Below are 12,150 nucleotides of genomic sequence, written 5' to 3' on the forward strand. Positions count from 1 at the left end.
CAGAAAAAATGTACCTTATTTTGCCTATTATTATGCCCCTATGAAACGGCTTCTGCTCATTGTCCTTTGTCTGCTAACGCTACCCGCAACGATCGTTGCCCAAACAACCACGCCCGACTGGACGAATCAATATTGGCCCGCCCGCTGGATTTTGCATCCGACGGCGCCCGCTCGCCAGTATGGTATCTATCATTTTCGTAAGGCGGTTGAATTGCCGCAAAAACCGGCTCGTTTCGTGGTGCATGTCTCGGCCGACAATCGGTATCGGCTGTTTGTGAATGGAAAAGCCGTCGCGATGGGACCCGCTCGCAGCGACACCCAGAACTGGAATTACGAAACGATTGATCTGGCTCCTTACCTGCAGGCGGGTCGCAATGTGCTGGCCGCTCAGGTGTGGTATATGGGGGAGGGGGCACCTTTTGCCCAGATGAGCTATCAGCTCGGGTTTCTGCTACAGGGCGCCAGTGACGCCGAAAAAATTGTTAATACCGATGCCAGTTGGAAAATTTTCCATAATCCGGCCTATTCACCCGTTAAGAACGATATTCCGAAACTGAAGACGTACATCGTTGCGGGTGATGGTGACCGGGTCAATGCCGCTCAATATCCCTGGGGCTGGGAGCTGCCGACTTTTGACGACAAAGCCTGGGTAGCCGCCAAACCGCTGGGCTTTCCGACTAAACCCCGCGGCCTGGGTACCGATGGTAACTGGGGGCTCGTGCCACGAACCATTCCCATGATGGAGGAAAGTAGTGTTCGGCTGGCGAGTGTTCGGCGGAGCGAAAACGGGAAAATGGATGCCGCTTTCCTGCAGGGTAAATCACCCGTCACGGTTCCGGCCAATACAAAAGCTGTGTTTTTGCTCGATCAGGGCCAGTTGACCAATGCCTATCCCGAATTAACGGTGAGCCAGGGAAAAGACGCTACCGTCACGGTAGCGTATGCCGAAGCGCTGGTGGATGCCAAAAACAAAAAGGGCAACCGGAACGAAGTAGACGGTAGAACATTACTTGGATTTGAGGATCAATTTATTCCCGACGGGAGCAGTAAGCGAACGTTCCGGCCGCTCTGGTTCCGTACGTATCGCTACCTGCAGCTAACGGTCGAGACCAAGGGAGAGCCGCTTGTTCTGGAGGATTTAGCCGGGCAGTTTACGGGCTATCCTTTCCAGCAAAAGGGGCAGTTTGCTACGAACGATACCACGTTGAAAGCCATCTGGAATGTGGGCTGGCGAACGGCCCGGTTGTGTGCGGGCGAAACGTATTACGATTGTCCCTACTATGAGCAATTGCAATACACCGGCGACACCCGCATTCAATCGCTGATTTCGCTCTACGTGGCGGGCGATGACCGACTGATGCGCAAAGCCATTCTCGATTACGATCATAGCCGGTTCAATGATGGTCTGACGCAGAGTCGTTACCCGTCGGCCGATTTTCAGGTGATTCCGACCTTTTCGCTGTTCTGGGTTTGCATGGTCCATGATTACTGGATGCATCGGCAGGACGATGCCTTCGTGAAGTCGATGTTGCCGGGAATTCTGAGCGTCTTGACCTGGCATGAGCAACGAATCGCCAAAACAGGGCTGAACGGACCGCTCGAATGGTGGAATTTTGTGGACTGGTCGGCCTGGAAAAACGCGAAAGACGAAATTGCGGGTGGCGTTCCGGCCGGTGCGCGCAAGGGCGGTTCAAGTATTTTGTCCCTGCAGCAGGCCTATACTTATTTCCGGGCGGGGGATTTGCTGGCGTACTACGGCCAGAATCAGCTCGCCGAACATTACCGTGAACTAGGGCGTCGGTTAAATAAAGCCGTATTGGCACAATGCTGGGATGCCGGTCGTGGGTTATTTGCCGATACCCCCGACAAAACGTCCTTTAGTCAGCATGCCAATATTCTGGCTGTTCTGACCGATGCTGTACCGGCAGCCCAACAAGCGGCTTTGGTTCAGAAAACCATGGCGGATACGTCGCTGACGCAGGCGACATTTTACTTTAAATTTTATCTGTTCGAAGCCCTCAAGAAAACCGGCCTTGGCGATCAGTTCGTTGCCCAGCTAAAGCCCTGGCGCGATATGCTGAGCATGGGTTTGACTACATTCGCGGAAAACCCGGAGCCAACCAGGTCTGATTGTCACGCCTGGAGTGCATCACCGCTGTACGAATTTATGTCAACCACCTGTGGTATCCGACCCGCTGAGCCAGGGTTCCGATCGGTACGTATCGAGCCGTATCTGGGCGATTTGACAACGGTTGACGGGCGAATGCCGCATCCATCGGGCGATATAGCCGTGCAGTTTCAGAAAACGCCGACGGGTGGCTTAACCGGCACCGTAACCCTACCCGACAGCCTGACCGGCACGCTGCGCTGGAAAGGAAAATCGTTGCCGCTCAAGGCAGGAAAGCAAACCGTAAACTTATGAGGAAGTTTGCTTTGCCAGAAATTTATGCGTACCAGAAAGCCTGAAACCGCTTTCTGGTACGCATCCATAGACTGCCCATACGGAATGTGTCCTATGCCGATAAGCACTGTGCCACGCGGCATCAGGTAATGGTCTGTACGTTGTTCAACTGGGTAAACCTAAAGCCCTACATAATAGTCGTAGCCCCGTTCGGCCCAGAAATCGCGGGGGCGTTCATCGGAGAAAAATATCCGGCCAATACGCTTGAGATTTTTGACGCCGTATTTCACCGGAATAATCAGCCGTAGCGGGGCACCGTGGGGCGCTGTAATCGGTTCACCGTTTAGCTCATAAGCCAGCAACGTTTGCGGATGCATGGCGCTCTCCATATCGATTCCGACATAATAGCCTTTGTCAGGCGTTTCCATGCCGATGTATTTGTACAAATCCGCTGGGTTGTCCGGGCTGGGGGCATTGCCACTTTTCGTGCCGAGTTTGTGGGCCACCAGAAAATCGGACAGGCGTGCCCCACCCCAGTGTTGTATCTGGCTCCAGCCTTCGATGCACTTGAACTCATACGCCATGTCATGCTTTGGCAAGGCCTTGACGTCGTCGATGGTCAGCATGAGCGGCTGATTTTGCTCGACCGGAACGCCCGCTTTTCGGTCGATCTGTAATGTCCAGTCGTCGGGAACCGGCGTCTTAATGCCATCATAGCCATTGACCCGCGCTTTTTTTGCCGCCTGATTTACGGGGTAGGTGCGAACCAGATGTGTATTGCTGAAATACGTTCGGGCAACCTGTTCATTAGCGTCGAGCACCCGCCGAAACGGCTTCCTGGCCCCCAGTAGTTTAGGGCTGTGGGAAATCCATTCGTATAGACCAACGGGCACGGCAGCGGCCAGCGCAAACCAGCCAAATGCTTTCAGCATCCGCCGACGAACGGCCGATTCCGGCACATCGCTTTCGGGTAAGTTAGGTTCGTTTGAGAGGCTCACGGCAGGGCTGGTTTAGTGGTTAATGATGATTCCGATGGGACAACGGCTGGCGATCCATTTGGTTCGGGCGTTGGTTGGACTGGCGTTGCGGGCGGCTCGGGTATTACGGGTTTGCCGGACGCAGAAACGGGCTCGACAACTTCGAATCCCGTAACCATTGACTGGAAATTTTGCCAGCCTGCGCGAATCACCTGTCCGATATGAACGAAGAAAAACAACACATAGCCAACCGTCAGTATGAAATGTTCCAGTCGGGCGGCCTCATAGCCACCCAGCAACCGGGTCAGCCACGAAAACTGAGTGGGTTTGTAGATGGCAAAGCCGGTCAGGACCGACCCCACGCCCATAAGCATAATGGCGAAGTAGGCTATTTTCTGGGCTCCATTGTATTTAATAAACGGCGGTTGCGTTTTGCGAAGCCCCAGATCATACAACGTTACCTGAATGGCTTCACGGAACGAACGCCGGTCGGGTACCAGATGCCGCCATTCGCCCGAAGCAAACGTGTAGACGACATAGGCCAGTCCGTTCAGTATGAACACCCACATAAATACCCAATGCCAGGCCATGCCCTCGGCCAGCCGACGCGGAACGTTCAGGAATGCATAAAATCCATCCGGAAAAAAGGAAAGAAGGGTGTAACCGCCGATTGTGATCTTATACGGATCATACGCCCAGTAAATCAGCAACCCACTCCAGATCATGACGAACAGAACCGGGAAGTTGATCCAGTGAAACCACCGGATCGCCAGCGGGTGTTTGTGAATGATGCGTTTCATACGGTAGGAGTAATTAAGAGAATGGGTTTGCCAGAGTTCATCGGTGGTCAGCTTTATAACAACGTTCAACCGGCAAAAGATTGGATAGATGGCCGCGTCGATAGCGGCTTTTACGGATTTGCCTGACATCCGTTCGTTAAAGTTGGGGTTAATGAGTCAAATTTCACAAATCTCCGTTGATTGAGGAAAAAAACGCGGGGAAGGGAGGTGGCTTCTTCGTAAAGATTACCTTAGTCCAGCCAATGGCCAGCAGGTAGCACCGCCTGGGTTATCAGGGAATGCATTTATATTTGTCCGGTAACTTTATTTCGTTCGTATGCACATTAAACCCCTGGATACCGGCCTTTTTAAACTCGACGGTGGCGCTATGTTCGGCGTGGTTCCGAAGTCGATCTGGCAGAAACAAAGTCCCGCCGATGAGCGAAACCTGTGCAACTGGGCCATGCGCTGCCTGCTTGTCGAAGAAGGCAATCGGCTGATGCTGGTCGATACCGGGGCGGGCGATAAACAGGATGCCAAGTTCTTTGCCTATTACGACCTGCCCAATGGTAAAACACTGGTTGGCGCGGTTGAACAGGCGGGTTACTCCATCAACGATGTCACCGACGTACTGCTGACTCACCTGCACTTCGATCATGCTGGCGGGGCCGTGCGTTACCAGGATGCCCATCGGACAGCGCTCGACGCAACCTTTCCGCAGGCAAGCTACTGGATTCATAGTGGTCAGTGGGACTGGGCTACGAACCCTAATCCCCGTGAACGGGCTACGTACCTGCGTGAAAATTTTATGCCCCTACATGAGAATGGCCAGCTTCGGTTTATTGATCACGAAGACCTGGCCATACCCGGCGTCGACTTGCTATATGTGGATGGCCACACGGAGAAAATGACGTTGCCCACGTTTCAAATCACGGGTAGCCATGGGCAACCGCGTACAGTAGCTTTTTGCGCTGATCTTATACCGTCGGTAGCCCACATACCCGTGCCGTATGTAATGGGATACGACGTACGACCGCTGCTTACCCTCGATGAAAAAACGGAGTTTCTTAACCGGGCGGTTGCCGAAGACTGGCTACTTGTCTTCGATCATGATCCAACCGTTGAAGCCGCCACCCTGGAGCGCACCGAAAAGGGCGTCCGGGCTAAGGAGACAGGGACGCTGGCGGCATTGATATAGCGCCGACCAGAGGGCGGAATGCCGCATCATCACGCTACGGCAAAAACTAAAAAAGGTACAGACCGTTATTTAACCCATAGTCTGAAATATATGAAAATAGGGTTGGTATTATCAGGGGGAGGGGCTCGTGGTATTGCCCATCTGGGGGTCATAAAAGCCCTGCAGGAAATGGGTATGCAGTTCGATCAGATTGCGGGCACCAGTGCTGGTTCCATCACAGGCGCTCTGCTGGCCCAGGGCTACACACCCGATGAAAGCCTGAAAATCATCGAATCTTCCTCCTTCCTGCGCCACCTGCGACCGGCCTGGAACCGCATGGGCCTGTTGCGCCTGGACATGGTGGTTGACTTATACAGAAAGTACATTCCGCATGACTCCTTCGAGGGGCTTAAAATTCCCTTACACGTAGTGGCGGTCGATTTAAACGCTGGCGAACAGGTCGTTTTCGAGACAGGAGAGCTTATCCGACCTGTACTGGCCTCGTGCTGTTTACCGGGTATTTTCGAGCCAATGCTCATCCATAAACGCCAGTTTGTGGATGGTGGTGTATTGAACAACCTGCCCGTCGATGCGATCGAAAACAAAGTTGATTTTCTGATCGGGTCGCATTGCAACATATTAGGTACCCGCAAATCGATTACATCCATGCGGGGCGTTATTGAGCGTAGTCTGGTGCTGGCGGTGCAGAGCAAGACCAGAGAGCGCTTTGCCAAGTGCAACGTATTGATTGAGCCGCCCCAGCTTTCGCAGTATACAACGACAGACATCAGCAAGGCGCGCGAGTTATTCCGGATCGGTCATCAGTATACCCGTTCAATGGCTCCTGATATTAGCAAAGCTCTTGAGCGGGCAACGCCCGAACTGTCTTAGTATATACGGGATGGGATCAATCAGAAATGCCGGGCCTAAACGTTCGGCATTTCTGGTTATATACCTGCGTCTTACGCTTATTTCTCATCAGCCCGGTCCTGTACATTAGCCTCTTCGATGAGGTAAGAAAAAGGCTGCTCCTGTTTTAATATTCATTCGTACAAAACGAGGAAACGGGCTTCAGATTTATGCCGTAGTGAGCATGGGCAAGCATTTCTGAAGCTAGATTGGCTTCTTCAAAAATGCCTTACTATACGTTTTTTTCCGTGGATCAATCGAGAATCATTAGTTACTAGATATGGTAAAAATACTATTTGTTGAAATTTTTTCTCCTTAATTCAATTTGTATTTAAAGATGTAAATTTTATATTATTCTCCTCATTATTAGAAATCTGTTAAAAATACTTAATTGTATATTGTTCTGAGAATGCTATAAAAAACGCTCGTCAGTCCTGTAATTATTAATCCGAATTTAATCTTAGCAAAATTATATTCTAAACGTGATTGAGTAGTAAGTATAAAAAACTGATAAGTTAGAAAACTATAGAATTTTGTATTGGATTTTTTTGCTATAGTTTTGTAGACAGGGAAAAGTATTTCATCCTAACTAACAACTTCTATGAGTAGAATTCTATTATTGAGTTTCCTGTTGGTTAACTCGGTATTGTCCACGGCGTGGGCGCAGGAAAGGAGAGTAGTCGGCAAGGTTACCTCAGCTGAAGACGGAACGGCCCTCCCAGGGGTGTCCGTTGTTGTTAAAGGCACAACAAAAGGGACGACCACCGATGCTGGTGGGGTATATGATATCACGCTGCCAGGTGGTAAAAACACGGTGCTGGTTTTTAGTTTCGTGGGCGTTACAACTCAGGAAATTCAGGTACGAAACGAGTCAGAAGTAAATGTTAGTTTAGTGTCAGATTCGCGTCAGCTGTCTGAAATTGTCGTTACAGGGGTTGGCGTTGCTACCGACAAACGAAAGTTGGGCATTGCAGTTGAATCGGTATCCTCTAAAAACTTACCTCAAACGCCGACAGCTTCGATTGACCAGGCATTGGTCGGTAAAATTGCCGGCGCGCAAATCTCAAGCGGTAACGGTACTCCTGGCGCTCCAGTGAATATTGTACTGCGGGGTATCAACACCATCAACCGGGGTACGGCACCTATTCTGCTAATCGACGGTGTACAGGTCGATGCATCGTCTTACGATACGAACGGTAATCTTAATAATAACCCAACCAGTTTGCTGAGTAGCATCGACCCAAATACCATTGAGCGCGTTGAAGTGGTACAGGGCGCGGCTGCTGCAACACTTTATGGTGCTCAGGGTGCTAACGGTGTCATTCAGGTGTTTACCAAAAAAGGGAAATCTGGGAAATTGAATATTGACATTTCATCAAGCATCATTCGCAATGAGTATTTGAACGTAGGTGGTGTGGCTAAATCGCAATTCAATGGCTTTATCACGGATGCACAAAACAACGTTGTTAATACATCCGGTAAACCATTGACATTTGATTCTAACACGTTGGTATATAGTGACAATGTCCAGTATAATCCACTCGATGTCAATAATAAAGCCGATAAACCTTATACGGCTAACCTGAAGTATCAGGATCATTACGCGTATTTTTTCCGGCCTTCGAATACCTATAATAACAGCATCGCGCTGTCGGGTGGTCGCGATAAGTTTGATTTTTCTATATCCGCTTCGAACAACAAGCAGGAAAGCAACATCATCAACAATGGAGGATATCAACGTAGCAACCTGGGCACAAACCTTGGTTTCGAACTGGCAAAAGGATTGACATTCCGCTCAACAACTCAGTTGATTTATACCAAGAGTACGATTAAATCAAATGACCGGAACATTCTTTATGCGTTGAACAACGCTCGGCCTTTTGCTGATTTCTCCGCACTTGATCCGGATGGCAATCCAGGTATCTACTATGGTGATGCCGTTGGCGTGAACCACAACAATCCGAGCTACTGGCAGCGTTATACTGACAATAAGGATAATAAAGTTGACATCATTCAGAACCTGAATCTGAATTATAAAATCAACCGGTTCCTGATGTTAGATGCTAAGTATGGTATCAACTACTCGCGGCAGGAAATTATTACGACCTACCCAAATCAGGAGAATAACCGGAACGTACAGTTCTACGATGGCGGCAACTACTGGGGCAATTATGCAACAGATGCGTCAGGTGAAATTGATAACAACAGCCTGACCACCACGTATCAGAACTTCCTGGCATCGGCCTTCATAAACACAGATTTTCAGAAGGATTTTAACCTGAAGGTACCGATTACTACGGCTACTCAGGTTTCGTTCGATTACCGTAACCGTAACTTCCGTCAATATTACACCTATTCATTGGGGTTACCTACGTACAGTCCCTTTACAGCAGCACAGGCTACTACATACCGGGTTCCGGGGGCAAGCACTAGCTTACCCGGTGGTGGTGATTACTCTGAGCCATTTATTACGTATGGCTATTTAGTGAATCAGCAAATTGATTTCGGCGATTTAGCCGGAATTGCGGGCGGTTTCCGGACCGACTTTTCGTCGGCATTTGGTAGTGGTTCCAAGCCCTTTACATTCCCACGAGGTAATGCCTATTTCCGGCCATCGGCCCTTAAATTCTGGGAAAACAGCGCCTTTGCGAATATCTTCCCTGAGTTTAAGCTGAGAGCAGCCTTTGGTAAAGCTGGTATTCAGCCACGGCCTTTCGACCGCTATCAGGTATTGAATACCCGTACAATGGGTAGTACAAGTTCGTTCTACACGCCAGCCAGTCAGCCTAACCCGGCTCTGGATGTAGAGGTGTCATCGGAGCTTGAGGTTGGTGCCGATCTGGCATTGACTCCACTAAAAGGTTCCGATTGGCTGAGCAGCATTCGCTTGTCTGCTACTTACTGGGACCGCTCGACCGATAATGCCATTTTCGATGTGAATGCCGCTCCATCGTCAGGTATTAACGCCGTCAAAGACAACGCGTTCTCACTGGCCTCAAATGGCTTTCAGGCATCATTGAATGCGACTATCATTCGTACGAAAGATTTCTCGTGGAATCTGACCACCAATTTTGGTAAGCAAACCTCGAAAATCACGGCCGTCAAAAACAATGCTGAAGTGGTTGTTCTGTCGAATGCCGGGAGCACCAACTACGTATTGAAAGCGGGTGAGAAAATTGGTCAGCTATATGGTTATGTTGATGTTCATCAAGTCGATGCAAGAGACCCAAGTGGTAATTTTTACATCCCAGAGGCTCAACAATCGCTTTATACCCTGGCCAGTAATGGATTTGTTGTGAATAAAGCCACTAAGCAGCCTTTCTTCTCGGCTAATAAGTACAGTTTTGGCGATCCGAACCCAAAATTCAATATGTCGTTCATCAACGATTTTACGTTCAAAAACTTTCTGACGTTTGGGTTCCAACTGGATTGGGTTAACGGTAGCCACGTGTATAACCAGACGAAAGAATGGATGTATCGGGATGGTATCCATGCCGACTATGCGAACCCCTTCACTATTGAAGGTCAAACCGGTGCCTGGACCGCATTTTACCGGGGTGTTTATGCACAACGTGCTGCCAATGGTACGAAAAACTACTTCTATGAAGATGCTTCGTTCCTGCGCCTGCGTAATGTGCAGATTGGCTTCGACCTGAGTAAGCTAGTAAACGTACCGGTACTACGTCGGGCACAGGTGGTTTTCTCGGGCCGCAATCTCTGGACGGCTACGAAGTACACGGGCTACGACCCTGAAATTAGTTCAGGTACTGGTAACTCGGCCTGGGACCGGGGAACTGATCACAATACGATGCCTAACCTGCGTTCATACCAGGCAAGCCTAAACATCGGTCTATAAATTCGTTTTTGTTTACTGCCTATCAGTTAGATAACGGTAATCAATTACTGTAAACTTCAAGGATTCGTCAATGAAAAAAATACAAATACTAGTAGCAGCCTTGATACTGAGCTTTGCTACGTCTTGTAAAGAGCAGTTGGATGTGAAAAATCCGAACCAGCCAACTGTTGCCAGCGCCAATACCCAGTCGGGTATTATTAACCTTGCCCAGGGTGGTGTCTATGTGAATGGATTCCGTGAGATTAAAGCTGATTTGTACGACGGTATTCCCGGGTACTTCTGGTCGGGTGCTATGGGTGTCCACTCACTCATGGCTGATGAAGTTGGCGAAGAAGCGGCTAACCAATTTGGTAATCAGATCGGTAATCCCGACTATGTTATCTTGGATGATGGATCAAAAGTAGTTAATCCTAATGCGCCTAATACTCAAATTGCGCTGATCCGTCAGATCAATATTAATGCAAATCAGGGTGCTAACCCACTGTTCCATGAATGGTGGTACATGTACTCGCTTAATAGTCAGATGAATAAGGTTCTGGAATTGTCGGAGCAGGCCACGTTTACGGGCGATGCCAAAGCGAAAAAAGCGACGATTCAAGCCTGGGCTTATTGGTGGAAAGGCTTTGCTTACTCGCATATTGGCTCAATGTATTATGCCGGTATTATTAATAATGCGTCGAATGGTACCAATGGAAACTACGTAGCCAAGGAGAAACTTATTGAAGAAGCGAATACAAACCTTGATAAAGCTGCGGCCTTACTGACAGGTATCGGTGCATCAGCCGATTATGCCGCTCTTATGAAGCTTATTATTCCTGATTTTAATCAAGTTGGGAAAGGCGGTGTACCAACCGTAGAGATGTGGAAGCGGAATATTAATACGCTGAAAGCCAGAAATCTGCTGGTAAATACTAAAGCATCGGCGATGACGGCAGCCCAATGGGGACAGCTTCTGACCTTAACGACTGATGGTATTACAGCTACCGATAATGTATTTACTGGTCGTTCTACGGCTGGTGGAGATATGCTGGCACCACTAACGGGTACAGTGGCTGCAAAATCGACGGGTGATCCATCAGGTGGTGCTACGTATAAAATTAGCGAACGCCTGATTCAGGATTACAAAACGGGCGACAAGCGCCTAGAGAATAACTTTACGCAACGCGCTTCTCCCTGGATTGGGGAAAGTAGCCGGGGGCAAGCCTTCAATACACGCTGGCAGTTGGTTGATGGTGGTAAAAAAGTGCCTGGAGCAATCGTTTTAAGCGACCGGAATCCGGGTGGTACCGAACTATATCTGGCCGGTAGCTACGAAGAAAACGAGTTAATGAAGGCCGAAGCCCTCATTAACACCGGTAAAATTGAAGATGGTTTAAAGTCGATTGATGCTGTTCGGGCGGCTCAGGGAGCTGGTTTGGCCGCCGTTGCGGGTACTAGCTTGACACTGGCTCAGGCAAAAGAAGAATTACGCCGGGAACGTCGTGTAGGCTTAGCCTTTCGCAGTCTGGCCTTTTACGATGCCCGCCGTTGGGGTGTAATTGACCCTATTGCTAGCGGGGGAGGCCGTAAAGGAGCGGTTATCGTTGATAAAGCTGGTAAGGTCAGTACAAATGGTACGATCGAATACAACTTCCTCGATTATTGGGATGTGCCCGATAACGAGTTAGCGTATAACCCGGCTGCTGCGGGTAGCGCACCTGTCAAAAATCCGAAGTAATAAAAAAGCATACTGTTGACATAATACATAGATCATACAGTTACTAAGGCTCCCTGCCAATAGCGGGGAGCCTTTTTTCGTATACTGGAACGTATATAAATCATAAAACGCAGAAGTCCCTGAATCAACCGGCGAAGAAATCGGCGGGTAGTCAGTAGAAACCACGAGAAGGAGACTCCGGATTTAGAGGGCTGTTCGACTCAGTAAACGGCCTTGCTCCGTCAGTATATTTATATGACTAAGGTGATTTTTGCGTTTGAAAAAATAGTAGCTTGCTACGCTTTCTAGTATATTGTTTTGTTAAAAAGCGTGCTTGAACTTTAAATGACTTTAC

The 12,150-nt window shown here is 49.2% G+C and carries 7 protein-coding genes; 5 read left to right on the plus strand and 2 right to left on the minus strand.

Annotation, left to right across the window (positions count from 1 at the left end):
• The first annotated feature begins 40 nt into the window (after positions 1–40).
• Positions 41–2,422 (plus strand): family 78 glycoside hydrolase catalytic domain, encoded by a 2,382-nt coding sequence (locus ACYU8Y_RS12305; protein ID WP_460937534.1) that lies wholly within the window; start codon positions 41–43, stop codon positions 2,420–2,422.
• Positions 2,423–2,580: 158 nt separating this feature from the next.
• Here the strand turns inward: ACYU8Y_RS12305 and ACYU8Y_RS12310 are convergent, their stop codons facing one another.
• Both ACYU8Y_RS12310 and ACYU8Y_RS12315 read right to left on the minus strand, forming a co-directional pair.
• The gene (locus ACYU8Y_RS12310) at positions 2,581–3,399 is read right to left on the minus strand and encodes a molybdopterin-dependent oxidoreductase (RefSeq protein ID WP_460937536.1); all 819 of its coding nucleotides are present in this window, start codon (positions 3,397–3,399) and stop codon (positions 2,581–2,583) included.
• Positions 3,396–4,178 (minus strand): cytochrome b/b6 domain-containing protein, encoded by a 783-nt coding sequence (locus ACYU8Y_RS12315; protein WP_460939034.1) that lies wholly within the window; start codon positions 4,176–4,178, stop codon positions 3,396–3,398. Before ACYU8Y_RS12315 ends, ACYU8Y_RS12310 begins: the two co-directional genes overlap by 4 nt.
• Positions 4,179–4,494: 316 nt before the next feature.
• Here ACYU8Y_RS12315 and ACYU8Y_RS12320 point away from each other — a divergent pair, with 316 nt between their 5' ends.
• From ACYU8Y_RS12320 to ACYU8Y_RS12335, 4 genes are all read left to right on the plus strand, one after another.
• Entirely contained in the window at positions 4,495–5,355 is an 861-nt protein-coding gene (locus ACYU8Y_RS12320; RefSeq protein WP_460937538.1) for an MBL fold metallo-hydrolase, read from the plus strand.
• A 90-nt stretch (positions 5,356–5,445) separates the two neighbouring features.
• On the plus strand, positions 5,446–6,225 hold the full coding sequence (locus ACYU8Y_RS12325; protein WP_460937540.1) for a patatin-like phospholipase family protein: 780 nt from the start codon (positions 5,446–5,448) through the stop codon (positions 6,223–6,225).
• Between the two features lie 619 nt (positions 6,226–6,844).
• Positions 6,845–10,099: a SusC/RagA family TonB-linked outer membrane protein gene (locus ACYU8Y_RS12330; protein WP_460937542.1), complete on the plus strand. Its 3,255-nt coding sequence runs from the start codon at positions 6,845–6,847 to the stop codon at positions 10,097–10,099.
• A gap of 70 nt (positions 10,100–10,169) precedes the next feature.
• Complete coding sequence (locus ACYU8Y_RS12335; protein ID WP_460937543.1) at positions 10,170–11,816, plus strand: RagB/SusD family nutrient uptake outer membrane protein; 1,647 nt, start codon at positions 10,170–10,172, stop codon at positions 11,814–11,816.
• Positions 11,817–12,150: the final 334 nt, after the last annotated feature.

It is taken from the genome of Spirosoma humi (assembly GCF_054776575.1).